Genomic DNA, 25,945 nt, shown 5'->3' with positions numbered 1-25,945 from the left:
TACCCCCTATCCTTTTCGTTGCCTAAAGAAGATATAGGCGAATACCGGCGCACCAAGCAATGCCGTAATCACACCGATAGGCAGTTCTGTCGGCGCAATAATTGTTCTTGCAACTAAATCACAAAGTATGAGCAGTGATGCCCCGTTCATCAGTGAAAGTGGCAAAAGATGCTGATGATTCGCACCAAAAAGCAAGCGTGTCATATGCGGTACTACTAGCCCCACAAATCCGATGGTGCCTGATACAGAAACAGCTGCTCCCGTTAACATCGATCCACCAATCAGTAGTGTTAATTTACTTCTTCTAACATTGACACCTAAATATTTCGCCCGTTCTTCACCAAATAGCATGGCATTCAACTCTCGTCGGTTCAGCCATAATAGAATCGTGCCCACTATGACGAACGGTAAAATCATCTTAACATATGGCCAGCCGCGCATCGATACACTGCCCATTAGCCAACTAATAATTTGTCGAAGCTCCTCGCCAGTGAGCGCGATCATCAGAGAGATAATAGAGCTTAAAAATGAACTAATGATTATGCCTGTTAATATCAGCGTTTCCATTTTCATCGCTTTGTCTACAAGCTTAGCAAATCCTAAAACCAAAAACATAGTCAATAATGCACCCATCATGCTGAATGCGGGCAACGTAAACATGCCCAATACAGGTGCTGAAAGACTGAAAAAGAGCGTCATCACGGCGCCCACTGAGGCACCTGATGACACTCCTAACGTATATGGATCAGCAAGCGGATTCTTAAGCAACCCTTGGAAAGCGGCACCTGAAATAGCTAATGATGCTCCAACGAGTCCTGCTAAAATCACACGAGGCATTCGAATAGACCATAATATATTCGATGCTACTTCATCTGCATTATTGTCCCATAACGTACTGATTGGCACTTTAACAGCGCCGGCTGATATCCCCAAAGCCATGCTCAAAAGAAGTATGGCAAAAGTTACGAGATATCCAACTACTATTTTTTTCACTTATTTAAATGCCTCTGGATAAACAGCTTTCGCCACTTCCTCAAGCCCTTCAGCAAGGCGAGGTCCTGGACGGCTAGTCTTGTCCGGATCAACTTGTACTACTCGGTCGTTTTTAATAGCCTTTAAATCTTTAAACCCTTGGCGTTTTTTTACTTTCTCTACGATATTTGGTACATAATTATATGTGATTAAGTATACATCTGGGTCACGCTTAATAATTTCCTCAGGGTCAATTTTAAACCAACCTGATTGATCATCTGCCACATTTTTAACATTTGCTAGGTTTAAGATTTCTTGCATGAATGTATCTTTACCAGCTGTATAAATCTCAGGCTCATCAGAGTTTTCAACGAATACATTGCGTTTTTTTACATCTGCTACTTTAGCCTGTACATCTTTTACTTTCGCTTTCATATCTTCTACAATTTGATCTGCTTTTGCACTTCTATTTGTAATTTTGCCGATTGTTTTAATAGTGTCATATGTTTCCTCGAAGTTGCTGGCATTTTTAACGACAAATACAGGAATACCTGCATCTCGAAGTTGCTGTATACCGCTCTTTGCAGATTCGGCAATCATGCCATGCGCAAAAACGGCATCCGGTTTTAAGCTGATAATTTTTTCAATATTAAGCTCCATGCCGCCTACTTTATCTTTTTTAGTAGCAGCTTCTGGATACGTATCATTATCTGTCACGCCGATTACGTGATCATCTAATCCTAAAGCAAAAAGAATCTCAGTATTGCTCGGCATTAAAGACACAATCTTCGTTGGTTCCTGCTTAAATTCGACTTTATTGTCTGTATCATCTGTTACTGTCATTGGATATGTAGCTGTTTTGTTTTCTGATTGCGTGGTTTTGTTTTCTGCTTCTGGCTTTTTAGAGTCGGATTGGCCACAGCCTACAAGCAATGTAAATGCCATCACAAGCATAAAACCAAGCTGCCATAGTTTCTTCATTTTTTACTCCTCCTGGTTGTAAGATTACTGTTGGTTGGAGAAAAAGGTCTTTAACTTTTCTCCAAAATAAAAAACTCTCGTTCACAACGAGAGGTTTGGTGATTGCAGCATTATAAAAAAAGATCATAATGGCACCTATCAATCCTCGTCGATATAAACGGTGTTCTATAATCGGCAGGTATCCTGGCTCGTGATCATCGCGCATCGCACCTTCCCAAAGTTTCCTTCAGTGGCATTCTCGAATTGCTCACACTTACAGTGGCGGGACCGCATCGGCTTTTACCGATTTCCCTTTTAACCCAAATAGCTTTCTATTCGGGACCGATTAAACTATGTATTTTATTTCTTTTTATTATATCTAATATTTTGTAAATTAGGAAGAGATATTTAATAGATATTCTAGTTAGGTAATTTCCAAGCTAGGTGAAGTTGTTTATCAACAAAAAAGCAGAGCCACAATATGGTGTTGTTGGCTCCGCTTTTTAAGAGTTATATTTATTACATTTTTTCCGGTGCAGAAACGCCAATCAATTTTAGCGCGTTCGCAATCGTTGTGCGAACTGCTGTGATAAGTGCAAGGCGTGCTTCTGAACGGTCTTTATTTTCTTCATCTAACACTTTTTCAGCATTGTAGAAGCGATGGAAAGTTGCGGCAAGTTCTTGAATATAGTTGGCGATACGGTGCGGTGCACGTACACGAGCAGCGTCAGCTACAATTTGCGGGAAATCGCCTACTTTTTTCAACAACTCAATATCTTTTTCTGTAGACAAAGCGTCAAGGTGTTCGATTGATGGTACAAACCCTTTTTCTGCGCTTTGGCGCAAGATTGAGCTAATACGCGCATGAGCATATTGTGCGTAATATACAGGGTTTTCGTTTGATTGTTTAACAGCCAAATCCAAGTCAAAGTCTAAATGAGAGTCACCTGCACGCATAGCAAAGTTATAGCGTACTGCATCTAGGCCAACTTCTTCTACCAACTCACGAAGTGTAACTGCATTCCCCGTACGTTTAGACATTTTCACTTTCTCGCCGTTACGCATTAGGTTAACCATTTGAATGACTTCCACTTCTAATCGGTCGCGGTCATAGCCAAGTGCTTCAATCGCAGCTTTCATACGTGGAATATAACCATGATGGTCTGCACCCCAGATATTGATCAATTGGTCAAAGCCACGACGCAATTTATCTTCGTGATAAGAAATATCTGGTGTTAGATATGTGTAAGAACCATCTGATTTTACTAATACACGATCTTTATCATCGCCAAATGTAGTAGAGCGGAACCAAATGGCACCGTCTTGTTCGAAAACATGTCCATTATCTCTTAGTTTTTGAAGAGCTGTTTCCACTTTTCCGTCTTTGTAGAGTGATGTTTCAGAGAACCAAACATCGAAATCTACACGGAAATCGTGCAAATCTTTTTGTAGCTTGCCGAATTCATGTTTTAATCCATGCTCACGGAAAAACTCAAATCGTTCTTCATCTGACTTATCAAGGATATCAGGGCCATATTCTGCTGAAAGCTCTTTAGCGATTTCAATGATGTCTTTCCCATGATATCCATCTTCAGGCATATTGAATGGCAAACCAAGCGCTTCGCGGTATCTTGCCTCAAGCGAGTTCGCTAATTTATTGATTTGGTTACCGGCATCATTAATATAGTATTCACGAGAAACATCATAACCAGCAAAGTCTAAAACATTGCACAAAGAATCGCCGACTGAAGCACCACGCGCATGTCCTAGGTGAAGATCGCCAGTTGGATTTGCAGAAACAAATTCAACTTGGACCTTTTCCCCTTTGCCTGTGTTTGTACGGCCATAATTAACGCCTTGATCTAAGACCATCTTCACAACATCTGCTAAGTAATCTTTGCGCAATGTGATGTTCATAAAACCAGGGCCAGCAATCTCGATATTTTCAATATTTGTTTGTTCTGTTTCAAGGTTTTCAAGAATCGCTTCTGCTATCGCACGAGGTGGCTTTTTAGCCAGCTTAGTTAGCTGCATCGCCACATTCGTAGCATAGTCACCATTCTCTTTGCTTTTTGGTGTTTCAAGGTGAATATTCAAAGAACTCGCATCTTCAATGATGCCTGCTTTTTGAATAGCTGATTTTAGCGCATCTTTAATGGCTTGTTGCACTTGTTCTACTGCGTTCATTTATTTCCCTCCGTGTACTGTAGTTCTAATATAAAGTTGCCCGCATGTTCGGAACCGATAATTAATTCGTACTGTAGATAAAACCGGCCGCTGTGCGTAGTTTCCGATGGATGATATTTCATTTCCTTCACCTGAGTAAATAACGGTAGTTGTCCAAATTGGCTTTGATAATGGCCCCTTTGTGATTCTCCCACGACAAATGGCATGCGCATCTTAACATCACCATTACGAATAATCATTGCATCCTTATCACCAAACCGCAATGTTGTCCGTATATGTGAGTCCTCTTGCACTTCGGTGTATTGCAAATAAATTTGTCCACGTTTTTCCATAAGGGTACCCTCAGACCAAAACTCAATCTGCTCAGGCTTTTCACCTTGTTGTGTGATTGTTGAAGTTATTTTTAATTGTACCGGTATTGAAAGAGCATCTGGCATAAGTGATGCCTCCATTTTCTACTTAATATAACCTTTTTATTATAGGATAGGAGAGGAGTTCATTTCAAGGTACAACTTGCGATTGAACCCCTTTCTGTCAGTTCAACCATCCTATCCTCAATGTGCCCAAAGCAAATCCATTTCAGAATAAAAATACATTTTAACATTTCTTTATGCAGATTGAAAAAATTTTTCTTCTCGCTATCTAGGTAAATGGTATAATAGATAGAAGACTTTAGGCGGTGATATTAGTGTTTCTTGAATACGCAGTTTATTTTTCGCTATTATTTACTTTTGTCATTTCCTTTTACCTTGCCTATCAGTTACTTGAGCAATCTACTGGCATCTATAAGGAATTCCATCCATGGATTGTTGGTTTTGCCGCTTCTATAACAGGTTTGCTTTTAATGAAAGCATCCACCCATTTTAAGAGCGAATATCTAATAAACGGCGATTTGCGCAATGTGCTTTTGTTGTTATCCGGATGGCTTGGCGGCCCTATTTCTATGGGTATTGCGGCAACATTAATTGGCATAACGCGCATATATATTTCCGGTCTCTCGGAAATTTCCATCCATTCTGGAATTTTGACCATCATAGTAGGACTTATTCTCGCCTTACTAGCTTGGTGGAAACCGATTAAATTTCGCAATCTGCATTATTATCTATTGCTTTCCATTCTTTTTTACGCCTCTAGCATTGCGCTCAATGCAGAAAATTGGTTAATAAGCGCTGTGCTATTATTCATTATCTCGATTCCAGCACTTTATATAACTGCGTTTGTAATTCGTCTCTTAAATAATCAGTTTAATAAAATCCATACGATCGAAAAAATGGTAGAAACTGATTTTTTAACAGGCTTGCCAAATATCCGAAAATGTAAGTGCATTATAGATCGTTACATTCAAAGCGAAATTCCGTTTGCCCTGCTATTGATTGACATAGACCAATTTAGCAAGATTAATATGAAACATGGCGTTATGGTGGGCGACCAATTTTTAAGAAAAATTGGCGAATTGCTAAAAGAATTTAATAGAGAACATCCTGGTTCTACCTCTATTCGGATTAGTGGAGAAGAATTTTATTTAATTTGCAAAGATCTGCCGCCCGCATCCAGTTTGCAATATGCCTATGATATAAGTAAATCCATCTCCAAGATGTCAGTAGATTTAGAAGACGGAAGCAGTGCTTCTATCTCTGTTAGTGTCGGTATTGCTAACTATCCTGAGAACGGCAAGACGATTTACGAAATTGCTCAATCCACACACGATGCCTTTCGACTTGCAACAACGAAAGGGAACAATCAAATCGTTCACTATAATCAAATCCCTAAAACTCCTGTGCCAATGGACAAATAGCCATTGGCACTTTTTTTGTATTCAGATTTGTAAGATCTGTCCTGCTTTTTATTCGTTTTTCATCAAATTTAGCGCTATTCTTTCCGTTTAGTTTGTGCAATCTCTTCACATACTAGTTTCAACGATAGGAAAGGAAGCGATAGGATGAACCGAGCTGAATATCATAAGCAACGAAAAAAGAAGCTGCGACTACGGCAGTTAGTCATATTGATGGTCGTGTGTGCCTCAAGCGTCATTACTGCTCTGGTCTCACTCCGTGTTTACGCTCAAATTACAGGGGCTCCATCTTTAACTGTTCCTAAGGCAACCGTTTTTTTAGATACTAGCGGGGAACAAATTGGAGATAAATTTGCCGGACAACGTCGTTACTGGGTAGGGTTAGATGATATTTCGCCTTTTGTAACAAAAGCATTGATTGCTACTGAAGACCAAAATTTTTATAAGCACAATGGTTTTGACTATACACGGATTGCAGGCGCCATAGTACAAGATGTGAAAGCAATGAAAAAAGTGCAAGGTGCTAGTACGATTACTCAACAGTATGCCCGCAATTTATATCTTTCACACGATAAAACATGGCTTCGTAAAATGAATGAGGCCCTCTATACGTATCGATTAGAAACTTTCTATGATAAAGATCAGATTCTAGAAGGATATTTGAATACAGTTTATTTTGGACATGGTATGTATGGAATTGAAGCTGCCAGCCGCTATTATTTCGCCAAACCGGCAAAAGAGCTTACACTGCCTGAGGCTGCATCGCTGGTAGCAATACCGAAAGGGCCGAGCATTTACTCGCCTCTGGCAAGTGAAGAAAATAATCATAATAGACAGCAGCTGATCTTGTCGTTGATGAGAAATAAAGAGATGATTACAGAAGAAGCAAAAGAACGCGCACAAAATGAAAACCTAACATTTAAATATGACGAGTGGGATAGCGATAAAATGAATGCTCCTTACTTTGTCGATACAGTTTGGGCGGAGGCTAAAAAGATTTTGGAGAAAAATGGTCGAAACATTGCAGAAGGCGGTTGGACCATCCAAACGACTTTAAATCCGCTCCACCAAAAAGCTGCAGAGGAAGCTGTAGAGAAAAATATGCCAAGTTCTGGTCTTCAAGTTGGATTTGTCAGCATGGATCCTAAAACAGGATATGTGACTTCATTAGTAGGAGGCACTCATTATACAGAGAGTTCATATAATCGTGTGACCCAAGCAAAAAGGCAACCTGGTTCTGCTATTAAACCGTTTTTATATGCAACGGCATTAGAAAATGATTTTTCGCCAATCACATTTATGGATGCAGAAAAAACCATTTTCACCTATGACGGTGGACGTTCAGAGTATGAACCTAAAAATGTAAATGGCAAATTTGCTAATCACCCAATTTCGCTTGCACAAGCACTGGCTATCTCTGACAATATTTTTGCCGTAAAAACCTATGAGGAAGTAGGACATCGTAAATTTAAGCAAATGCTCAATCGCTTTGGCATTGGTGAAACCCTACAAAATACACCTTCTGTGGCACTTGGTACAACAGAAGTGACGCTGAAGGATATTACATCTGCATACAACACACTTGCTGCAGGCGGAGTTAAGAGATCACCAATTACCGTGCTTTCTATCAAGGATGGCGAAGGCAAATTAATTTATGAAGTCGAAGAAAAACGTGAAGAAAAAAGAGTGCTGAAAAAAGATGAGAATTTCATTTTAACTCAGTTGATGACAGGCATGTTTGACCCTGTGTTTAATGACTATACCCCTGCTACAGGTGTAAGTCTGCGCAACAGACAAACAAGACCTTATGCTGCAAAATCAGGTACGACCCTGACAGACCAAATGATGATCGGCTTTACGCCATCATTAACAGCGGGTGTATGGAACGGATACGACCAGGGCAAACAGCTCTCAAGTGAAGAAGATGCACGAGCTACAAAGCATATCTGGATTGACTTTATGGAAGGGGCACTGAAAGATACTCCAAGCGAACCTTTTATCGCACCAAAAGGAGTTCAATCCGCTATCATAGATGTTGAAACTGGGGGCATTGCTACAAAAGCATGTGGCAGACAGCGATTAGTATATCTCAAGAAAAAAGATATGCCCAAGAAAAAATGCACAGATCCTTCTATCGTTAATGAATTGACAAAAGAAACAGATGAAACATGGAGTCTGTTCCCGTTCTCTTTATTTGAATAACAAACTAAAAAAACTTCCATTCCAAAGGTGTCCGTTAACCTTTGGGGTGGAAGTTTTCTGCTTCAAGATGACTGCATATATCCTTTCGCCCTTGGGATGGCTAATGAGAACCATACAACTTCTCGCACAGCATATGTCCTAGCTTACATTTGCAAGCTTTAATTCTAGTGTACTTCCTTTCCAGAACACTTTCAACCACGTAATTAGAAAGTGCCAGAAAAAAGCGCATGTTCGACAAAAATTGGATCATTCAAAGCCTAAATCAGCATGTAATGAAGGGCTGCTGTTTTTCCACATCTCTTCATTAAAGTTTTTCAAAAACTCTCCAAGGACCTGTTTTGACGTCGTATCCATTTCATCAATCATAATATTTCTTTTCATGGATTTATCCATTTTGTTGACATGCTCTGCCAGTATCTTGTAGCCTCTGCGTTTTTCGCGATTGACTACCATTTCACATGCAGTCACACCAGCATAATATGGCCCGTTTTCTTTTTGTTCAATCGTTACCCATACAAGCCAGTACGGTTTGCCGCCTTCAGAATCTTTACGGTCTGTTGTAAATTTGATACCCTTTTCTACTGCACTTCTTGCATGCATTGCACCAATATCTACTTCCGCTGTTTTTTCAATCACATCGATGATGACCGGAGAGACATTCTCAAGTGTGATGGAACCAATTCCAAACCCTTTGTGGCCATCGGTAGGATTGTTTTTAATTATGGTAAATTCCATTTTTTTCGGTTGCTGTTCATTTGCCATTTCATAATTCCTCCGTATACGTTATGATTACCACTATACACTACATTTTACACAAGGAGACTTCTTATGCCTATCGTAACGATTAAAATGCTTGAAGGACGTACAGACGAACAAAAACACCAGCTTGTCAAATCAGTCACAGACGCAGTATCCGAAAGTGTGAATGCGCCAAAAGAAAATATCTCTATCATTATTGAAGAGATGAAAAAAGAACACTACGCTGTAGGCGGCGTCCGTAAAAGCGAAGTCTAATAAGCATTTAAAACAGACATTGAATGAGACTTCATTGAATGTGCTAATTGAAGTGGGTGTATCGAATCTGCGAGTCGAATACCCACTTTATTAAAATATTGCATCAAAAAATTTATAACATTTGTGCAGCGGAAGCCGTGACTCCTACGGAATAAGCTTAAGCGAAAGCCCCGGTTGGAGCGGAACCATTCTACTTGTACTTTTTCTAAGACTAAAAATTTCCCCTTGTCTGTTTTCTTTGCTATAAAAAAACGTGAACAAGATTCCTTGTCCACATTCTATAATTAATTTGCATTCAATTTGATTTCCTCTAATGCCTCAATAAGTGAAAATGCTTCATTCATTTCTGTCTCTGTAAATTTCAATTTTCCTTTTACCACATGCACTTTTTGAATCCGATCTTCTTTCGAAAGTTCATCAAAAAACAATAGCGTAGAAACAAGCTCCAAAAAGCGGGCACTTTTACTGTTTAGTACCTCTACGACTTCATTTAAATGCTGCTGTTCCTCGCACATATGCTTCGAAAAGTTTGTTCCTTTATCAGTCACTTGATATGTGTACTGCACATAGGACCCCTTATCTTCCATTTCTTCCGTTAAAAAACCCATCGTGCATAGCTCTTCTACGCGCAAAGTAAGCTCCTCCGAATAGGGACCATAAATATGAAATTGATATTTCTCATTGAAAGGAAACTTCATTTTTTTTGCGATATAAACCATCTTTTGCAGCTTTTTCCGTCCCGTAACACTTCCAGCTAAAGATACAAATTGTACGACTTTTGCATGTTCTTCTAGCACGTTTTTCTCCTTTCGAGAAGCTTAACCTCTCAGTACTTTTAATATTTGTTTTTTTAGCGTTTTTTGAGTACCATCCTGCAGCAATACTTCTTCCGGAAAATATAACTTATGATCAGATCTTCGTTTCCCTGAAATAGCTTCAACAATTTCAGAGCATCTTGATAGTTCACGCGTTTTACCATTCGGCATTAACAACTGGATGGGTACGCGCTCTTCTTCTTCTCCTGGCCGGTAAAAATCGTATGGTAAATCTGAGATAGAATCGTGAACTAAATAATATTTAGGGTCAATGCCCGCTTGATAAAATAACTCTTTTAGATCACTTAATTTTTCATATTCATTTGCAGGATCAAATTCTATATATTTAAATAACTTTCTATTAATAAAACGGCGGCTTAAATCGCTTAATATCGGATCACTTTCTTGCATCCACATTTGAAAATAAGTAAGCAAAATATTTTCATCAAGTGCAATATAATCTTCTAGTTCGATATTGTTTTGGAAAAACGCCATAAAATGTGTAGGTTCTTGCTTGAATTGATAGTTTCCCTGGCTCAAGTCTTTTGCACGATGAAGAATCTTCGTTAAGATTACTTCTGCACTGCGGGAAACTGGGTGGAAATAAACCTGCCAATACATTTGATAGCGACTCATAATATAGTCTTCTACCGCATGCATCCCACTTGACTTGATGACGACCTGCTCTTCTTTTGGTCTCATAACACGTAGGATTCGTTCCATATCAAAGTGACCATAGCTGACACCTGTAAAGTAAGCATCTCGCTGCAGATAATCCATGCGATCCGCATCAATTTGGCTGGAAATCATACTGACAACTTGTTTATTCTCATATGTTTTGGCAATGACGTCTGAAACTTTTTGCGGAAATTCAGGTGAAACGCGTGTCAATACATGGTTTACCTCTGTATCTCCTAAAATAATTGCTCGTGTGAATTCCTCATGGTCTAAATCAAAAACATGTTCAAAGGAATGTGAAAAAGGGCCGTGGCCAAGATCATGCAATAATGCAGCACAAAGAACCACGAGACGTTCGCTTTCATCCCACTCTGGCATGTCTATGAAGATATCGTCTACCATTCGGCGGACAATTTCGTATACCCCCAAAGAATGGCTAAAACGACTATGTTCTGCACCATGAAACACTAAATACGTCGTACCGAGCTGTTTAATCCGTCGTAAACGCTGAAATTCCCTCGTGCCGATCAAATCCCAAATCACTTGATCTCGCACATGGATATAGCGATGTACCGGATCTTTAAACACCTTTTCTTCCGCTAATTTTTTTGTCGCATAATCCAATTCGGAACCTCCCTTTTTCTCCAAAGTGTCCTATTATGCACTATATTTCACCATTATATACGAAAAAACCACCTTATTGAAAGGTGGAATAGTAATTGTACATATTTATTCTTGATAACTTTCTGGCAGCTTCTTTTGAGACTTTAATTTAGCTACTACTTTGGGAATCAATTCTTCTTCTGTATGTGCTGCACATGGACGATTATTTACGATTGTGAATGTTTTTCGAAGACCCGGCCCACAATAAGATTGACATTTGATATCAATCACTGCATCTGGATCTACCGTCTTTAACTTAGGTATTAATGTTTTTAAATTAACGGCTTGACACTCATCGCAAACACGAAATTCGTTTGCCATTTTGTCTCCAACCCTTTCTATATCTCAATTTCAAGTTAGTATCATTCTAAAAATGAACTAATTTTTATACTTACTATACTGCATTTCCGCTGCAGGCGGACTCTCCCGCTTTCAAGTCATAACGCTCTTTTAGTTCATATTAATTATAGTGTATCGTATTTTCTATCTCTCATTCAAGACATTTTCTTTTAAACCTATTAGAAGTTATTGAATAAAAAATAGTAAAACTGTCTACGCTAATCCTATGAAACAAATAGGAGGTTTTAAACAATGAAAACGAGACAAGATGCTTGGTTACCAGAAAACGACGAACTATTGGCAGAAGCCGTTTTACGCCATGTAAAAGAAGGGAGCACACAGCTGACGGCCTTTGAAGAAGCTGGTGATGCACTTAACCGTACGGCTGCAGCTTGTGGCTTCCGCTGGAATGCAGTAGTACGCAAAAACTATGAGAAAGAACTATCTTCAGCAAAGAAAGAACGCAAGGAAAGAATGCGAGTCTACGGTACTACTGTACGAAGAAGAACAGCTGGTCTCTACTTATTGCCTAACGATAAACATAGTGAAACAACAAGGTCCATCCCTCTATCTGCCATGTCAATTGATTTAGTTATTGCGTATCTAATGCGTTTACAACAGAGCGATTTTCATGATGAAGAGGTGACAAGATGGCGCCACCTAGCAAATATTGCAAATGATAAAGCGTCACAATTAGAAAAAGAAGTCTTACGCTTAGAAAAAGAACACCGCAACATGAAAAAAGACTATGAGCAATTCATGCAAGTAATGAATCGTGCAAGACGCCTTATGACACTTGGGACAGAGGATGAACATATCGCACCTGTCTTTACGATGGAACGCAACGGTAATCTTGTGAAAAAAGAAGATGTACCAACCGTTGGAATTGAAGAATAATATCAAGAAATAGTTTAGCTAAAGAAAAAACCGAACTATAATGTGACTTTCACTGTCACATTTGTTCGGTTATTCTTTTTGCTCCGTTTCAGACGGCGCATATTGTAGGAGACGCCGTCCCCCACTTCACGCTATTTAAATATTTTATTAAATTTGTTCTGACCAAGCCTCTTTATGATATCTAGTTTTTAACCTATTTCCCGGGAAATCGACAGTATTCTACTCATCTATCGGTAGCATTGATTGATTTCGTTCGAAAACTCTCTTTAAATAAAATGAATATAATTCAATTTCCTCTTCCTGAAATTGACCGATGGCTAATTGGTCACTTAGTAATGCTAATAGATTTTGCAATTCAATGACCGTTTGCTGTACTGTAATCTCTTCGCCTAATAATTCACTTAGTGAAGCCATGACCTCTGGCTTGATGTCAGGGTAGTGGAATTTTGTTTGTTCCCCCCGCAAGCTGACTTGATAAAAATCTTTGATCAATGCAGCTCTCTCTACACCGCTTCCTTCTACGCACAGATAGATTTGCACCGCGATTCCTTGGCGCATTCTTCGTTGCGAGATGCCTGCAAATTTCTTTCCATTGATGCTTAAATCATAAGAACCTGGACAATAAGAGCCGACAATTTCATACGCTTCTATTTGGTCAGCTACTTGTGGAAAGAGCATTTTGATGAGTTCTACCATAATTTCATAGCCTGTATTAATATCAATCCGTTCTTCCTGCTCTGATAGAATTAACGAAATGTTTAGGACACCAGGATCTATCACAACAGCCAGGCCACCTGAATTCCGTACGATTGGCACGTAGCCTCGACTGCTTAATAAGTCCATGCCCTCTTTTATATGAGGTAGACGATGGTCTTGAATCCCCAGTACTACTGAATCGTTATGCACCCATGTTCGCACACTAGCAGGAGATTGTCCCTGCCCTACTAACTGGCATAATGTATCATCAGCAGCAAAAGATTCTAATGGAGAACGGTCAATACCACTCATAGATTGATCAATAAAACGCCAAACTTTTTGATGTAAATAATCTTTCATGTTCTCTTCTCCTGCATGGTTAGTATTATTATTTCATTATCTCACGAATAATACATGAATCAAAGATGTGAAAGAAACTCTCTTCTCACTCTGCGCTAACGAATACTGACTCTTGCCTCAAAACGTTCATAAAAGAGTATATCAGTAGCTTGAAGAGCTTTCACTAAGTGAAGTTTCGCTTTATTTCTGTTAAAATGAGGGAGTATTGATTTTAGAGTTTAAAGGAGTGTTTCTTACAATGATTGAAGCAGCACAAACACTTGACGGCTGGTACGTATTGCATGATTTTCGTGCAATGGACTGGACATCATGGAAATTAGTTTCGAAAGAAGAACGCAAAGCAGCTGTTGATGAATTTATTCAATATCTTGATAAGCTGAACGAAGCGGACGAAAACAAAACAGGCAGCCATGCATTCTACTCGATCGTAGGACAAAAAGCTGATTTCGTAATTATGACATTACGTGAAACAATGGAAGAATTGCAAGAACTTGAAAATGAATTCAATAAACTTGCGATTGCTGATTTCACAATCCCTACTTATTCCTATGTTTCAGTAGTGGAGCTTTCCAACTATTTAGCAGGCAAGCCTAAAGATGATGGTCCTGCTGAAGATCCATATCAAAACCCGCATGTGCGTGCACGCCTATATCCTGAATTGCCTCGTTGGGAACATATCTGTTTCTACCCAATGGACAAACGCCGCCAAAAAGGCGCTAACTGGTATATGTTAGAAATGGATGAACGTCGTAAATTAATGCACTCCCACGGACTAATCGGCCGCAGCTATGCAGGAAAAGTAAAGCAAATCATTTCTGGTTCTATTGGTTTCGATGACCACGAATGGGGCGTTACATTATTTGCACATGATGTATTGGAATTCAAAAAATTGATTTATGAAATGCGTTTTGATGAAGTGTCAGCACGCTACGCTGATTTCGGTGAATTCTTCGTCGGCAATATTATGGACAACGAAAAATTAGAGAAATTTTTAGCGATTAAAGATTAATACGAAAAGACCAGCTCTCATATTATGAGATGGCTGGTCTTTTTTAATAGGCAAATCGCTGATCCAATTCTTCAAGCTTTTCTACAATTTGCTCCTCAATTGGCTGATTCTTTGATATGCATTCATCCGCATATAGCGCTAACAGCGGATGATCACCTACCATGACACTGTGCTTCGCATGCTCAAAAACCGGAATATCATACTCATCATCACCAAAGGTAATGTATGCCCCTTTCTCAATGCCCAGCTTTTTTAATGCTTTCCACTTTTGAATGCCACATGGTGTGATATCAAGCATACCTAGTTGGTAATGTGTATGGATAATCACGTTTAATTCATCTAGTTTTTTACGCAGAATCGCCATATTAAATGACGTGACAATCGTAATCTTTACAACATGTTCAAGCTTATCTAAGGGTTTATTAACCCCAAGGCCATTAGGATCGATCGTTTCAGCAATCGGGTGGTCAGCTGGACCAGTATATGAATAATCCCACTCGCCTTCTATGAAATAAGTTACTTTATATTCTTTCATCAATAACCGAATACTCTCTAATGTTTCTTCATCAAATACAACATTCGGCTTTACGTTTCCATTATGGCAGAGAATGGCCCCATTTCGCCCTATCATTTTGTTGCCGTGAAATCTTTTGGCCAACAATGGTAACATATCGCGAATAGGACGGCTCGAAGAAAAAATAACCTCATGTCCTTTTTGGACCAAGCATTCTAAACTGTACGTAATTGAATCTGGCACAGGCTGATCTTCAAAACAGATTGTTCCCTCTAAATCAAAGACAAATTGCATGGCTCAACACTTCTTTCTATATAACATTCTCTGGAGGATTTTACCTATCAGTAGCAGGTAAGCCGTTTCTCAACAGACTTGGAAATTAACAGAGAGGCACAGGATAATAAAGAACAAAGAAAAAAAGACTAAAGCAGGTTCCACACACCTAATCTCCCGTTTTACATTATTTCCCCTCTTCTATTCAAATTATACGTTTATGGTGGTTCTTATTTTATCTTCTACGCATATATAAAGAAGAGGAGGTTATGTTATGCCTGTCATCAAAAGTACATCAAAAGAACTTGACCTTTTAGCACGACTTATGCGGGCAGAAGCTGAAGGCGAAGGAGAACTAGGAATGTTAATGGTCGGAAACGTGGGCGTCAATCGAGTCCTTGCAGATTGTTTAGATTTCCGTGATGTGAGAAATCTTCAACAAATGGTTTTTCAGAGTCCGGGTGGCTTTGAAGCTACAACGAAGAGCTACTTTTATCAACGTGCAAGAGAGCAAGATCGTCGTTTAGCCCAAAGAACCATTAACGGAGAACGTTTTCACCCAGCAACCCGAGGACTATGGTTCTTTAAGCCAACTGGCGACTGCCCTGCGCAATGGTATGGACAATGGAACACCGGGCGATATAAATCGCATTGTTTCTATGCGCCTACAGAAGCTGACTGCCCGCAAGTATAAATAGAAGAAGGGAAGATGAAATGGTTCAATATTATTGGACACCGAACTATCAACAACAGACTTACCCAGCAGGCGGTGTGACTATTCCAACAGGCACCGTACAAACAACTCCTAGCCAGGGACCAGCAACCGGGGGTCTGCACTTGGGCAGAGAGCAGTCATACATCGAAAATATTATGCGTTTAAACAGAAGTAAGCCGGGAACTTTCCACTTTTCATTTGAGCATGCAACAGCTCAAGGACAAAATGTGGTCATTATTAGAGGGGTAATTGAAGCTGCCGGACGAGATCATGTTATTTTACGCGATATCAAAACAAATCATCGTTTTCTTATGCCGATGATTTACTTTGATTATGCGGAATTCGATGAACCGTTACAGTATTTTGACCAAACTCCTTAAAAAATGAACTGATTGAACACACCAAAAATGCCAAGTATTAAACAAACTTGGCATTTTTATTATTGACTAATACTATTTACCGAACTTTACTGCAGCAATCATAACCAATACCCAAGCAATTAAAAATAAGACGCCTCCGATTGGTGTAATTGCGCCAAGCACTTTAATTTGAGTAACTGCCAGTACATACAGGCTACCAGAGAATACAATCGTACCGATCAGCATAATCATGCCTGCACGTGATAGCAAGGGAATGGGACCAAATAAACTTTTACTCATTAAAATCCCTATCAAAATAAGACCTACTGCATGAAACATTTGGTATTGAACGGCTGTTTCATACACTGTCGCATAGTGGTCTGTCAAAACGTCTTTTAACGCATGAGCGCCAAATGCTCCGAATGCTACTGCTAAGAATGCGAGTATAGCACCAATTAAAATATAAAAACTCATTTTATATGACAATCCCTTCTAAAAATCAAATAGTGAATCACCGTTCGCATCTTCTTCTTCCAGCTTATTGGCTGTGAGCGATTTAGGCATGGAAGAAACGGATGAATGGGACAAGTCTTGTACGGTCTCCCCTATCATCTTTGGCATAACGGTATGAGGTGTCGGTGATTTGTCACTTTGCAGCGCTAGGTCACATAAAGCTCGAATAGCGGACAATTCTTCGCGCATCATAGCTTCATTACTTCTTTGGCCCGCTTGATGAATATGTTTTTCTAGTTCGCGGATGACCGCATCATAAGAAATCATTGTATACCCCTCTCCTATCCACTACTACTTCTTTTACTATTACTTTACCATGTTTCGAAGTGGAGATGAAGGGTGTCTCTACTCACTATCTGTCAAATTGAAGTCAATCGGCTCTTCGCCCCACGAGAGAAGCTGGTTATTGATTTTAGAATACGGGCGGCTACCAAAAAATCCACGGTGTGCACTTAATGGACTTGGATGGGGTGATTTAATAATGGCATGGCGAGAAGTATCAATTAATCTTTCCTTTTGCTGTGCCGGTTTTCCCCAAAGGACAAACACAATCGGCTCTTGCCGTTCTGACAGTTTTTCTATGACAGTGTCAGTAAACTGTTCCCATCCTTGATTTTTGTGCGAATGTGCTTCATGCGCTCGAACAGTCAGTACAGTGTTCAATAAGAGTACGCCTTGCTTTGCCCATTTAATCAGTGACCCATCCTTTGGTATGTCAAATCCAAGATCCTCGTGTAATTCTTTCAGCATATTTTGCAGGCTTGGCGGTTTTCGCACACCATCTTTTACTGAAAAGCTTAAACCTTGTGCTTGATTCGGACCGTGATACGGATCCTGCCCAAGCATAACTACCTTCACTTCATGGTAAGGCGTATAACGGAACGCATTCCATATATCCTCCATTGGTGGATATACAGTATGTGTGGCATATTCTTCTTTTAAGAAATCGCGCAGCTTTTGATAGTAAGGCTTATCAAACTCTGCGCCGACGATTTCTTGCCAATCGTTGTCAAAAATTCTTTTTGGCATCGTATCACTCCTTAAATTTTACGGTCACATCATAGCCAACTAAAGCAAACATATCTGCAACAGAGTTTTTGGCATTATTTTTTGCTCTACTCAACAATCCCTGTGTTTTGGCTTCTTTGATCATTTCCCTTTTCGCTTCAGCCGTTAAACCAAAGGCTTCTTTCATATCTGGTTTGTTACGAAAAAGACCTTCGCTGGAGAATACTTGCACATTATCAAAATCTACTTCTGGTTCACCAAGAATCTTTGGGGCAGGCAAGGTAATCGTTGCTTCCTTGTTCTTTTGGTCAAGCTTTACATTTTTTTCTGAAACATCTTCGAAATCCACACCGGCTTTAACCCCACCTGGAACAACTACTAATAACTCTCTCTTTGTACCTGGCAAATCGATACCGATTTCTTTCCCGAATAACTCATTGTTCTCTTTTTCAATAATAACTTTTGTAAATGCCTCTGCTGTCGTTAATTCATTTAAATTTTGGATACGCTCGACTAAAGAGCCCTTCTGCTCTTGGTAAGTACTTCCTTGAATCATTTTCCAAGCAGCAAAAGGTACAAGCAAAATAACTAATAAAATTAAAAGGCTGGCCCACATATATTTATTTTTTAATAAAGCCAGTACTACTATATTTCTAAAGCTGCGTCGTCGCATTGAGGTTCCCTCCACCACAGTCGCAGCCTGTTCATTATCTCGATAATACTTATTAAACAATTGAGTTAACTTTTTGTTGTTTCTTGGCATAAACTTCCTCCTTTTATACTCTTTTTCTACCATCTAGCATACTACTATTGTTATTTTAGCGGTTAGTAGACGTTTTGTCGAAATTTAAGAGTTCCTGAAAATCATTTTTAAATGAATCCTTTTAGCAGCTTTTCTGACCCTTTCATTTCTCTACATTCTGGCTATTTTTACTGGCCAGTTTAACAGCTATAATAGATGGGAAAAGAAATTATTTATGAGGCATTTATTATTGGACAACCTACACTATGTCCTATCTTGTTATGAAGGAGTGTTTAACATGTCACTAAAGAAAACATTAACGATTGCCGGATCTGATGCTTCTGGCGGAGCTGGTTTGGAAGCTGACTTGAAGACTTTCCAAGAATATGGCACTTACGGTATGGCTGCTGTAACAGTCATTGCTACTATGGATCCTGATGCAAATTGGTCACATGGTGTTTATACATTACCTATTGATGTTCTAAAAGCTCAGCTAAAAACTGCCTTTTCTACTGGAATAGATGCAGTTAAAACCGGCATGTTATCAACAGAAGAAGTCATTCTTACTGCCGGCGATGCGATTAAAGAGGCTCATCTTAAAAATGTGGTTATTGATCCTGTAATGGTATGTAAAGGGGAAGATGAAGTATTAAATCCAGGAAATGTAGATGCGATGATTTCACATTTGCTGCCGATTGCTTTAGTTACCACACCTAATCTATTCGAAGCTGGTCAATTAGCTGGCATGAAAACACCAAAAAACATTGACGAAATGAAATCAGCTGCTGAGAAAATCCATGCAATTGGCGCTAAGCATGTCGTCATCAAAGGCGGCCGCTCTATTGATCCAAACAAAGCATTTGATTTGTATTATAACGGCGAAAAACACTTTTTATTAGAAACGCCTAAAATTGAGACAACATACAATCATGGTGCTGGATGCACTTTCGCTGCTGCCATTACTGCTAATCTAGCAAATGGTCTTGATGTCAAAGAAGCGGTTATTAAATCAAAAGAATTCGTTGCTGCAGCAATTACACATGGCTGGAAATTAAATCAATATGTCGGTCCTGTAATGCATGGTGCGAAGAATGTATATGGCGCACCTGAAATTACTGTGACAGAACTGTAGTATTCTTCAATAAATAAGCTTCCACTCCAAAATGGGTGGAAGCTTTTTAATTTACTCTATGTTGGGACAAAATGTCTTTATGCTTAATATTTCAGCCAAAACTGCAATCTTTTCCTTATATAGTTGTAGAAAGTACTTAATAATAAAAAGAAAGTCATTAAAATTCCGCCAACAGCTGTTATCAGACAAATCCATTCATAAATATTGTAATGGAATATTTCCGACCACTTATAATTTCCGTCCCATTCTTCAATAATCAGGTTCATCCCGTATATACCCGAGACAACCGTAAACATCGTCAATACAAATAACAAGTAGTTTTGCCTTTTGTCTGCCGCTTTTTGCTGGTTCACATAAAGGGCATCAAGCGTTTTAGAGACCTCACTGAAAAGCTCATCGATTTTAAAAATCTCTCTCAAGCGCTTCGACATTTCACGACTTGATGAACGGCTGCTGACCTCTTGGAAGTAATATTTAGAAGAAAACATGGTAATCAACTGCATTAATTTCTCTACATAAATTTCATCCTTTTTCCAAGCTAGCTCACAATACCGGAAGGAGAGTTCGAGTAGTGTTAATTTGTAAAAGTAATGAAGTAAGATGGTGTAATAGTGAACGCCCATAAATCGAACTCTTGCTTTTTCTCTAAAAGCCTCTGTTGTATCACGATAGACAATCGTTGTTTGGACATGTTCTGTTGTTATGTCACATAACTTAGGCATATAGCGTGTGTTCACACGCGTTTTTAGGTACTCCTCCATATGCTCTGTATTAGCTGCAGAGATAAAGGGAACAGATTCTTCCGTGTACCCATCCAATTGGCTGGCTCTATAGAGTTGTTCAATTGGCAATTGATCTTCATCCAACTCAATATAATTTGTGACAAGCATTCGCTCATCTTCAAAGTAAGGAAGACTACCAAAGTAACCGTCCCGACGGTCATCATGAACCGTATATTTTTGAATTTCAGGGCAAAGATGCTTCATAATAAAATCGTGTATACAAGTAAATGGTTCTCCATCATATTGGACTTCCATCCCTAATTGGTTATTTGTTTTAGGCTCTAGAATGCGAAAGTGATGCATGAAATCAAGTGCATCGGAAAATAAATTAACATCCTCTAATTTCACACGAATCGATACAAAGCCAATTCCAAATGGACATAGGGTAATATCAATGCTAAGTATAGTAAAAAGATAGTGTCTGTCGTGAATTTGGAGGCTACCTGTCTTCGAAATTTCCTTAGAGAAACGCTGAAAACCATCATCTCGTATATTTTTCGGAAACAGCCTCCGCTCTATGTAGGATAAAAAATTTTGCTTAAGGGCAATACTTGATAATTCGATGTCACCATAAAATTCAGATTGCTGCTTCTTATCATTGAGATTAAAAAAGCTGTAGCCGTTGCCGAGCAATTCCTCAGATAGCGCTATCTCCTTTTTGGTCATAAAAGAAAATGGCAGCATAGCTGTCATCCAAGCATTTGCTATTTTTGTTTCTTCCTCTAAAACTGGTGTTGTAAAGTGCATAAACTCACCCCCTACCCTTTAGTATTCCCATAGTTTGTTCTTTTATAAACATTTACTAAATGAGCAAACAGTGCGTGTGAATCGCATTTCATCCTTTTTTTCTCTATACTATAGTAGTACTTAAATCAGTGGCAGTTTATCGCTAGGTATTGCGATAAGGCCTCTTTTTGAGAGGAGCATATAATTAGATGGAAACAGTTAATCTACAAAAACTTCAGGACCTTCTGAATTCCTTTGCGAATAAAGATGTCTATATACACTTAGAAACAACGAATGGGGCTTATGCCTCTCACTTCGATGAAAAAGTATTCAATGCGGGCACATTTATCCGCAATGTACTAATTCGTTATGAACTTGGTAAAGTGACGCCTGATGTACCCCATCGCGTGGGTTTAAAACTATCGAATGGCGGCTGGGTGTATGCCCAAGGAATTACGCATTTTGAGCTCGATGATCAAAATCGTTTGCTTATGGCCGGCCATGGCTATGATGGTAAATTAGCTATTGCGCTTGAAATCAGCGAAACACCATTCGCATATTAATTTCCAAATTAAAAGGAGTTTTGAATATGTTACAACCTGAACGTCAAATACTTGTTGTGTTCCCACACCCTGATGACGAAGCATTCGGAGTTTCCGGCACATTGGCGCAATATGCGAAAGCTGGCACACCTATCACATATGCTTGCCTAACTCTTGGAGAAATGGGACGCAACCTCGGCAATCCTCCATTTACAACACGCGAAGAATTGCCATTAATCCGTAAAAAGGAACTTCAAGCATCGTGTGAAGCCATTGGCATCAAAGACTTACGTATGATGGGCCTTCGTGATAAAACAGTTGAATTTGAAGATGATGAAGAAATGGTTGCCATGATGACTAATTTAATTGAGGAACTCAACCCTTCATTAATCATCACTTTCTATCCAAATTATGCGGTTCACCCTGATCATGAAGCGACTGCTAGAGCTGTCATCCGCGCTGTACGCCGCATGCCTGAGAGCGATCGCCCAAGACTATACTGCGTGGCATTCGCCAACAACACAGTAGCAGAACTGGGTAACCCGGATATTATTAATGATATTCACGATGTGCGCGAGGAAAAAATGAACTCTATGAGAGCCCATATTTCACAAACAGGCTGGATGCTTCAAGAAGAAGAAAAACGCAAAGAAGAAGGCGCAACTGCAGAAAATAATTGGTTTACAAACGAGCATTTCTACAGCTATCGCTTTGATGAAGATTTTGAAGATAGTTTTTAACTTTTAATACGTGTTGAAAAGCCCAGTCTACAAGGAAACTGGGCTTTTTTAAATCAAAGAATCCCCTATTGAGAAATATACCATTCCTATGTTACATTTAACTGGAATAATATTCAAAAAGGGGTAATCTATGAAAAAAATAATAATGGCATTCTTATTGATTCTTGTGATCGCTGGAGGATTTTACGTTAATAGCCTGCTTAATAGTAAGCCACCCCTCCCCATTATTCGTGCTGGGCATGAAAATGTTGCGAAAGTTAGAGGCTCTTATTGTTGGGAAGGACTTATTAGCAGTGAATGTGTTGATACTATACCCCCTCCTGAACTCATTAAAAGCGAAAATCTCACACCTGTGATTGCTTCTCCCTCATCCAAATTGAAAATAGTATTTAAAAACGAACCTAAAAAGAATACGATATCCGTAAGCAAATGGCTTCCAAATAACCAAGTTGAAGATGTGGAGTTAAATAAAAATACAATTGTCTTGCCACAAGAAAAAGGAATGTATGTGTATGATGTATCTGCAAACTGGGAGAAAGGCAGCGCAAGCTATGCTTTTGCAATTGAAATCCGTTAAAGCTCAGCTTCTTTTTTTGCTACTATCACTTCTGATTAAATAAAAAGAAACCATAATAAAACAGTAAAGCCTAAAAAGATCAGCCCAAATATAAAGGAGAGCATTTTAAAGATCACAATATGATATTTTGTTGTTGTCAATTTCTCAGAAATGAATAAGAGAACACTAAACAACGAATCAATCCAATCTAAAGTATTAAGAATAAAATCGTCGTCCTCTTTAAATCTTTTAAAAGTTACATAAAAAGCATTGCCTGCAATAAATAATAAAAATATGGAGCTTATAATCAACATATATATATTCATTCAATATTTCTCTCCTGATCGGTAATAGCCTACAGTTGAAATGTAGGGGGATTTTTACTGTCTGGTTGCTTTATGCATTGATACCAAGCAATTGCCTTTTGTTCAATCTCCAAGACTAGCTGCTCTTTTCCTTTAATATATGACTCAATGTCGTAAGGAAAACGTTTGGAGAGGCTCACTTTCACATCTCCATATTTTTTAGCGACATCTGGATGTGACCTCAGGTAATCACGAAAAGCCAGATGACGTTTAATATTGGGGTTATCTAATTGGTAAAAATGAAGGTGATGGGTTCGAAGCTCTCCGCCTTTTTGAAAGTATCGTCTTTGATCAATCCCATTTTCTCCTTTTGACACATAACCAATGGCCATCATAGAAGTATTAAATTCATCAATTCTATTTACATCTTTAACCACAGGCATTATATCAATGATTGGCTTTGCTTTTAGTCCTTTTACAGATGTACTGCCAATATGGTGAATATCAATGATTTCGGAACCGAATATCTTATACAATAAATTTGCTTCTACCTCAAACATTGAATTCCAGCACTCGTTATATGGTTTCACTTCAACTTTTCTCATTAAGAGGCACCTCTTTGTATAAAAGACCTTCACGCTATTATTGTAGTTTATGAATTAGCTAAAACACTTATAGTTCTGGGCTTGAGTGACCTCAATTGTGTCATGAGTGGCCTTAATAATCTGCCGAGTGGCCCGAATCCACGCCTGAGTGACCTCAATCTATACCTGAGTAACCCTAATAATATAATTACTCCCTTTTTCCATATTCGAAAAGCCTGAAATACAGAAGTTCCTTTTCTATATAAGCTTTTAAAATGGAAACACAAAAGGTATGCCAATCATTTTATTGGTCAAGCCTTTTATAATAACTATTTAAAGAAGAAGCACTTTTTTAAAAGTATTCCTTCCTCTTTTCACCTGTTACAGCTTTCCATGCCAATAACCCTAAAATCAGAAAGGCAAAGGAGCCTATTAACCCTACAGGCCGGATCGAAGTTAATTCAGCTGCAAAGCCTAGTAAAACAGTTACAACAACAATAAAACCTGCTTCCATCACACTAAAAAGGCTTTCAAATCTACCCATCATCCCGACAGGAACATGATTTTGGTAGAAAGTCATATACCCTGTATTAGCAAACGTCACAGCAATTCCTATTAAAAATACACCAGGCGTTGCACAAAAAAAGCCATCCGAACTATAAAATATTATATAACCAATTGAAGTGGAAATTGTGCCCATACCTATTAAAAGATTAACTGCAAGTTTTTTTGAATAGAGGGAATTAATAATTGAACCTATTATTATTCCGCCTCCAAAGACACTTAATAAAAACCCATAATTGGTGTCTGACATTGAAAGTACGCCTTTAGCAAAAGCTGCTTCGAGCGAATCTATTGCGGTCATGATTATAGTAGTACCACTAAATAATAAATATATTTTTACGACATAGGTATTACTTCTACTGAAATGAAAAACAACTCGAAAATCTTTTTTTATCAATTGCCATGTAATTCTTTGCCTCTCTGTTTCTTTAAGCCTCGAGTCCACATTAGGTAGCATCTTTATAATTAGAGCTGAAAACAGTAATGCTACTGCATTTATATGAATAGCCGTATAAGGAGTGCCCATCCAAAATAACATCCCAGCAATGGCAGGGCCTATTAGTGAGCCACATGAGTTGATAAAACTACGAAGTGCGTTAAACCGTTGCCGATCAGCTTCAGGTATTAGTTTAGTCATATAAACCATAGAGGTAGGTTGAAAAATAGCACTTCCCATATTAATGATAAACGCTAGTATATAAACATAAATCAGTGACGGTAAAAATGGAATGAACGCAATACATATTGCTCGAAAAATATCTAATCCCATCATCAGTCGCCTTGTATTTACCCGATCAATTAGACTACCTGCCCAAACATTTGAACATATAGTTGCAATTGGATGTAGTATATATAATAAAGCAATGGCAAGTGGGGAACCTGTTTTATTCAATATAATTAAGTTTAATGCAATGAGATAAACCCAAGCGCCCACATTTGAAATACCTATTCCTCCTAATAGTATGAAAGGATACTTCCATCTGAACATGTCACCACTCCTATTTTATTTTTGTAAAACAAAATAAAAAAACTCACCCCCAAGATATTTATCTTGGGGGCGAGTCATATCGCGGTGCCACCCCAGTTCATCTCTACATTGCTGCAGAGGCCTTGTCGAGTACGGCTTTGTGAATAACTCACCTGCGATACTCTATCTCTGTAACGTGAGAATACGTTGCATCATCATTATTCCAGCGAACAAATCCAATGCACAGCTCCAAGCCTTGTTTCAACGCCTTTCCTATCCCTCTTTTTCAGCTACCAGAGGTCTCTGTAGATAGTACATGCGTTTACTCTTCTTTTCATA

General features: G+C 38.8%; 29 protein-coding genes, 1 riboswitch and 1 other annotated feature (1 of these 31 cut by a window edge). Of the genes, 11 read left to right on the top strand and 18 right to left on the bottom strand.

What is annotated here, in order from left to right:
* Positions 1-6 precede the first annotated feature (6 nt).
* The 4 genes from M2M59_RS01540 to M2M59_RS01525 all read right to left on the bottom strand — a co-directional run bounded on the left by M2M59_RS01540 (position 7) and on the right by M2M59_RS01525 (position 4,556).
* A complete protein-coding gene (locus tag M2M59_RS01540; protein WP_249775254.1) occupies positions 7-993 on the bottom strand; it encodes a FecCD family ABC transporter permease in 987 nt (328 codons plus the stop codon).
* A complete protein-coding gene (locus M2M59_RS01535; RefSeq protein ID WP_249775253.1) occupies positions 994-1,953 on the bottom strand; it encodes an ABC transporter substrate-binding protein in 960 nt (319 codons plus the stop codon).
* 155 nt (positions 1,954-2,108) lie between these two features.
* Positions 2,109-2,294: riboswitch (cobalamin riboswitch) on the bottom strand.
* Between the two features lie 157 nt (positions 2,295-2,451).
* On the bottom strand, positions 2,452-4,119 hold the full coding sequence (gene argS, locus M2M59_RS01530) for an arginine--tRNA ligase (protein WP_249775252.1): 1,668 nt from the start codon (positions 4,117-4,119) through the stop codon (positions 2,452-2,454).
* Entirely contained in the window at positions 4,116-4,556 is a 441-nt protein-coding gene (locus M2M59_RS01525; protein ID WP_066791681.1) for a YwiB family protein, read from the bottom strand. The genes argS and M2M59_RS01525 overlap by 4 nt, the downstream gene beginning before the upstream one ends.
* A 251-nt stretch (positions 4,557-4,807) precedes the next feature.
* Here M2M59_RS01525 and M2M59_RS01520 point away from each other — a divergent pair, with 251 nt between their 5' ends.
* The gene (locus M2M59_RS01520; RefSeq protein ID WP_150283430.1) at positions 4,808-5,914 is read left to right on the top strand and encodes a GGDEF domain-containing protein; all 1,107 of its coding nucleotides are present in this window, start codon (positions 4,808-4,810) and stop codon (positions 5,912-5,914) included.
* A 144-nt stretch (positions 5,915-6,058) separates the two neighbouring features.
* Positions 6,059-8,113, top strand: coding sequence for a transglycosylase domain-containing protein (locus tag M2M59_RS01515; protein WP_150283429.1), 2,055 nt, complete (start codon positions 6,059-6,061; stop codon positions 8,111-8,113).
* A gap of 246 nt (positions 8,114-8,359) precedes the next feature.
* Here M2M59_RS01515 and M2M59_RS01510 read toward each other — a convergent pair whose 3' ends face one another.
* Positions 8,360-8,875: a YwhD family protein gene (locus M2M59_RS01510; protein WP_249775251.1), complete on the bottom strand. Its 516-nt coding sequence runs from the start codon at positions 8,873-8,875 to the stop codon at positions 8,360-8,362.
* Between the two features lie 66 nt (positions 8,876-8,941).
* On the opposite strand from M2M59_RS01510, the gene M2M59_RS01505 reads away from it, so the two are divergent.
* Positions 8,942-9,127, top strand: a complete 186-nt coding sequence (locus M2M59_RS01505; protein ID WP_066791671.1) for a 2-hydroxymuconate tautomerase — start codon at positions 8,942-8,944, stop codon at positions 9,125-9,127.
* A 284-nt stretch (positions 9,128-9,411) separates the two neighbouring features.
* On the opposite strand, the gene M2M59_RS01500 is transcribed toward M2M59_RS01505, so the two are convergent.
* From M2M59_RS01500 to M2M59_RS01490, 3 genes are all read right to left on the bottom strand, one after another.
* Positions 9,412-9,924 (bottom strand): YwgA family protein, encoded by a 513-nt coding sequence (locus tag M2M59_RS01500; protein ID WP_249775250.1) that lies wholly within the window; start codon positions 9,922-9,924, stop codon positions 9,412-9,414.
* Between the two features lie 21 nt (positions 9,925-9,945).
* The gene (locus M2M59_RS01495; protein ID WP_147195483.1) at positions 9,946-11,244 is read right to left on the bottom strand and encodes an HD domain-containing protein; all 1,299 of its coding nucleotides are present in this window, start codon (positions 11,242-11,244) and stop codon (positions 9,946-9,948) included.
* Positions 11,245-11,349: 105 nt separating this feature from the next.
* Positions 11,350-11,604: a YuzB family protein gene (locus M2M59_RS01490; RefSeq protein WP_066791665.1), complete on the bottom strand. Its 255-nt coding sequence runs from the start codon at positions 11,602-11,604 to the stop codon at positions 11,350-11,352.
* Positions 11,605-11,874: 270 nt separating this feature from the next.
* Here M2M59_RS01490 and M2M59_RS01485 point away from each other — a divergent pair, with 270 nt between their 5' ends.
* Positions 11,875-12,519 (top strand): RsfA family transcriptional regulator, encoded by a 645-nt coding sequence (locus M2M59_RS01485; protein ID WP_066791663.1) that lies wholly within the window; start codon positions 11,875-11,877, stop codon positions 12,517-12,519.
* 219 nt (positions 12,520-12,738) lie between these two features.
* Here the strand turns inward: M2M59_RS01485 and M2M59_RS01480 are convergent, their stop codons facing one another.
* Positions 12,739-13,575 carry an octanoyl-[GcvH]:protein N-octanoyltransferase gene (locus M2M59_RS01480; protein ID WP_249775249.1) on the bottom strand — a complete coding sequence of 279 codons (837 nt, stop codon included), beginning with the start codon at positions 13,573-13,575 and terminating at the stop codon, positions 12,739-12,741.
* Positions 13,576-13,813: 238 nt separating this feature from the next.
* Between M2M59_RS01480 and hemQ the strand changes: the two genes are divergently transcribed.
* Positions 13,814-14,584 (top strand): hydrogen peroxide-dependent heme synthase, encoded by a 771-nt coding sequence (gene hemQ / locus M2M59_RS01475; RefSeq protein WP_147195487.1) that lies wholly within the window; start codon positions 13,814-13,816, stop codon positions 14,582-14,584.
* Between the two features lie 43 nt (positions 14,585-14,627).
* On the opposite strand, the gene M2M59_RS01470 is transcribed toward hemQ, so the two are convergent.
* The gene (locus M2M59_RS01470) at positions 14,628-15,392 is read right to left on the bottom strand and encodes an HAD-IIB family hydrolase (protein ID WP_147195489.1); all 765 of its coding nucleotides are present in this window, start codon (positions 15,390-15,392) and stop codon (positions 14,628-14,630) included.
* A 253-nt stretch (positions 15,393-15,645) separates the two neighbouring features.
* On the opposite strand from M2M59_RS01470, the gene M2M59_RS01465 reads away from it, so the two are divergent.
* Complete coding sequence (locus M2M59_RS01465; protein ID WP_066791656.1) at positions 15,646-16,065, top strand: cell wall hydrolase; 420 nt, start codon at positions 15,646-15,648, stop codon at positions 16,063-16,065.
* A gap of 20 nt (positions 16,066-16,085) precedes the next feature.
* Positions 16,086-16,466 (top strand): spore coat protein GerQ, encoded by a 381-nt coding sequence (gene gerQ, locus M2M59_RS01460; RefSeq protein WP_066791654.1) that lies wholly within the window; start codon positions 16,086-16,088, stop codon positions 16,464-16,466.
* Positions 16,467-16,538: 72 nt separating this feature from the next.
* Here the strand turns inward: gerQ and M2M59_RS01455 are convergent, their stop codons facing one another.
* From M2M59_RS01455 to M2M59_RS01440, 4 genes are all read right to left on the bottom strand, one after another.
* Positions 16,539-16,919 (bottom strand): DUF423 domain-containing protein, encoded by a 381-nt coding sequence (locus M2M59_RS01455; RefSeq protein ID WP_066791652.1) that lies wholly within the window; start codon positions 16,917-16,919, stop codon positions 16,539-16,541.
* Positions 16,920-16,937: 18 nt separating this feature from the next.
* On the bottom strand, positions 16,938-17,225 hold the full coding sequence (locus tag M2M59_RS01450; RefSeq protein ID WP_249775248.1) for a YwdI family protein: 288 nt from the start codon (positions 17,223-17,225) through the stop codon (positions 16,938-16,940).
* A gap of 78 nt (positions 17,226-17,303) precedes the next feature.
* Positions 17,304-17,987: a uracil-DNA glycosylase gene (locus tag M2M59_RS01445; RefSeq protein ID WP_249775247.1), complete on the bottom strand. Its 684-nt coding sequence runs from the start codon at positions 17,985-17,987 to the stop codon at positions 17,304-17,306.
* A gap of 4 nt (positions 17,988-17,991) precedes the next feature.
* Positions 17,992-18,729 carry a DUF4230 domain-containing protein gene (locus M2M59_RS01440; protein WP_066791646.1) on the bottom strand — a complete coding sequence of 246 codons (738 nt, stop codon included), beginning with the start codon at positions 18,727-18,729 and terminating at the stop codon, positions 17,992-17,994.
* Between the two features lie 277 nt (positions 18,730-19,006).
* On the opposite strand from M2M59_RS01440, the gene thiD reads away from it, so the two are divergent.
* The gene (thiD, locus tag M2M59_RS01435; protein ID WP_147195497.1) at positions 19,007-19,840 is read left to right on the top strand and encodes a bifunctional hydroxymethylpyrimidine kinase/phosphomethylpyrimidine kinase; all 834 of its coding nucleotides are present in this window, start codon (positions 19,007-19,009) and stop codon (positions 19,838-19,840) included.
* 83 nt (positions 19,841-19,923) lie between these two features.
* Here thiD and M2M59_RS01430 read toward each other — a convergent pair whose 3' ends face one another.
* Positions 19,924-21,369 (bottom strand): magnesium transporter CorA family protein, encoded by a 1,446-nt coding sequence (locus M2M59_RS01430; RefSeq protein WP_249775246.1) that lies wholly within the window; start codon positions 21,367-21,369, stop codon positions 19,924-19,926.
* Positions 21,370-21,557: 188 nt separating this feature from the next.
* On the opposite strand from M2M59_RS01430, the gene M2M59_RS01425 reads away from it, so the two are divergent.
* The 3 genes from M2M59_RS01425 to M2M59_RS01415 all read left to right on the top strand — a co-directional run bounded on the left by M2M59_RS01425 (position 21,558) and on the right by M2M59_RS01415 (position 23,207).
* Positions 21,558-21,911: a YojF family protein gene (locus M2M59_RS01425; protein ID WP_066791641.1), complete on the top strand. Its 354-nt coding sequence runs from the start codon at positions 21,558-21,560 to the stop codon at positions 21,909-21,911.
* A gap of 26 nt (positions 21,912-21,937) precedes the next feature.
* Positions 21,938-22,630, top strand: a complete 693-nt coding sequence (gene bshB2 / locus M2M59_RS01420) for a bacillithiol biosynthesis deacetylase BshB2 (protein ID WP_147195501.1) — start codon at positions 21,938-21,940, stop codon at positions 22,628-22,630.
* Positions 22,631-22,760: 130 nt separating this feature from the next.
* Positions 22,761-23,207 (top strand): hypothetical protein, encoded by a 447-nt coding sequence (locus M2M59_RS01415; protein ID WP_249775245.1) that lies wholly within the window; start codon positions 22,761-22,763, stop codon positions 23,205-23,207.
* A 35-nt stretch (positions 23,208-23,242) separates the two neighbouring features.
* Here M2M59_RS01415 and M2M59_RS01410 read toward each other — a convergent pair whose 3' ends face one another.
* From M2M59_RS01410 to M2M59_RS01400, 3 genes are all read right to left on the bottom strand, one after another.
* Entirely contained in the window at positions 23,243-23,512 is a 270-nt protein-coding gene (locus M2M59_RS01410) for a hypothetical protein (RefSeq protein ID WP_066791635.1), read from the bottom strand.
* 29 nt (positions 23,513-23,541) lie between these two features.
* Entirely contained in the window at positions 23,542-24,096 is a 555-nt protein-coding gene (locus M2M59_RS01405) for a GrpB family protein (RefSeq protein ID WP_249775244.1), read from the bottom strand.
* A gap of 331 nt (positions 24,097-24,427) precedes the next feature.
* Positions 24,428-25,627, bottom strand: a complete 1,200-nt coding sequence (locus M2M59_RS01400) for an MFS transporter (protein ID WP_249775243.1) — start codon at positions 25,625-25,627, stop codon at positions 24,428-24,430.
* Positions 25,628-25,689: 62 nt separating this feature from the next.
* Positions 25,690-25,945: a binding site (T-box leader), on the bottom strand (it continues 8 nt past the right edge of the window).

Origin of the sequence: Rummeliibacillus sp. G93 (assembly GCF_023515935.1) — a bacterium.
Lineage (GTDB): Bacteria > Bacillota > Bacilli > Bacillales_A > Planococcaceae > Rummeliibacillus > Rummeliibacillus stabekisii.
The sequence above is the reverse complement of the archived record's forward strand: the minus strand, read 5'-3'. Positions and strand labels throughout refer to the sequence as shown.

Excerpts from the sequence above, each read along its gene's own strand:
- M2M59_RS01535 (WP_249775253.1), bottom strand. The coding sequence starts at position 1,953 with ATGAAGAAACTATGGCAGCTTGGTTTTATGCTTGTGATGGCATTTACA.
- argS (WP_249775252.1), bottom strand. The coding sequence starts at position 4,119 with ATGAACGCAGTAGAACAAGTGCAACAAGCCATTAAAGATGCGCTAAAA.
- M2M59_RS01525 (WP_066791681.1), bottom strand. The coding sequence starts at position 4,556 with ATGCCAGATGCTCTTTCAATACCGGTACAATTAAAAATAACTTCAACA.
- M2M59_RS01515 (WP_150283429.1), top strand. The coding sequence starts at position 6,059 with ATGAACCGAGCTGAATATCATAAGCAACGAAAAAAGAAGCTGCGACTA.
- M2M59_RS01510 (WP_249775251.1), bottom strand. The coding sequence starts at position 8,875 with ATGGCAAATGAACAGCAACCGAAAAAAATGGAATTTACCATAATTAAA.
- M2M59_RS01505 (WP_066791671.1), top strand. The coding sequence starts at position 8,942 with ATGCCTATCGTAACGATTAAAATGCTTGAAGGACGTACAGACGAACAA.
- M2M59_RS01490 (WP_066791665.1), bottom strand. The coding sequence starts at position 11,604 with ATGGCAAACGAATTTCGTGTTTGCGATGAGTGTCAAGCCGTTAATTTA.
- M2M59_RS01485 (WP_066791663.1), top strand. The coding sequence starts at position 11,875 with ATGAAAACGAGACAAGATGCTTGGTTACCAGAAAACGACGAACTATTG.
- M2M59_RS01480 (WP_249775249.1), bottom strand. The coding sequence starts at position 13,575 with ATGAAAGATTATTTACATCAAAAAGTTTGGCGTTTTATTGATCAATCT.
- hemQ (WP_147195487.1), top strand. The coding sequence starts at position 13,814 with ATGATTGAAGCAGCACAAACACTTGACGGCTGGTACGTATTGCATGAT.
- M2M59_RS01470 (WP_147195489.1), bottom strand. The coding sequence starts at position 15,392 with ATGCAATTTGTCTTTGATTTAGAGGGAACAATCTGTTTTGAAGATCAG.
- M2M59_RS01465 (WP_066791656.1), top strand. The coding sequence starts at position 15,646 with ATGCCTGTCATCAAAAGTACATCAAAAGAACTTGACCTTTTAGCACGA.
- gerQ (WP_066791654.1), top strand. The coding sequence starts at position 16,086 with ATGGTTCAATATTATTGGACACCGAACTATCAACAACAGACTTACCCA.
- M2M59_RS01455 (WP_066791652.1), bottom strand. The coding sequence starts at position 16,919 with ATGAGTTTTTATATTTTAATTGGTGCTATACTCGCATTCTTAGCAGTA.
- M2M59_RS01450 (WP_249775248.1), bottom strand. The coding sequence starts at position 17,225 with ATGATTTCTTATGATGCGGTCATCCGCGAACTAGAAAAACATATTCAT.
- M2M59_RS01445 (WP_249775247.1), bottom strand. The coding sequence starts at position 17,987 with ATGCCAAAAAGAATTTTTGACAACGATTGGCAAGAAATCGTCGGCGCA.
- M2M59_RS01440 (WP_066791646.1), bottom strand. The coding sequence starts at position 18,729 with ATGCCAAGAAACAACAAAAAGTTAACTCAATTGTTTAATAAGTATTAT.
- thiD (WP_147195497.1), top strand. The coding sequence starts at position 19,007 with ATGTCACTAAAGAAAACATTAACGATTGCCGGATCTGATGCTTCTGGC.
- M2M59_RS01430 (WP_249775246.1), bottom strand. The coding sequence starts at position 21,369 with ATGCACTTTACAACACCAGTTTTAGAGGAAGAAACAAAAATAGCAAAT.
- M2M59_RS01425 (WP_066791641.1), top strand. The coding sequence starts at position 21,558 with ATGGAAACAGTTAATCTACAAAAACTTCAGGACCTTCTGAATTCCTTT.
- bshB2 (WP_147195501.1), top strand. The coding sequence starts at position 21,938 with ATGTTACAACCTGAACGTCAAATACTTGTTGTGTTCCCACACCCTGAT.
- M2M59_RS01415 (WP_249775245.1), top strand. The coding sequence starts at position 22,761 with ATGAAAAAAATAATAATGGCATTCTTATTGATTCTTGTGATCGCTGGA.
- M2M59_RS01410 (WP_066791635.1), bottom strand. The coding sequence starts at position 23,512 with ATGAATATATATATGTTGATTATAAGCTCCATATTTTTATTATTTATT.
- M2M59_RS01405 (WP_249775244.1), bottom strand. The coding sequence starts at position 24,096 with ATGAGAAAAGTTGAAGTGAAACCATATAACGAGTGCTGGAATTCAATG.
- M2M59_RS01400 (WP_249775243.1), bottom strand. The coding sequence starts at position 25,627 with ATGTTCAGATGGAAGTATCCTTTCATACTATTAGGAGGAATAGGTATT.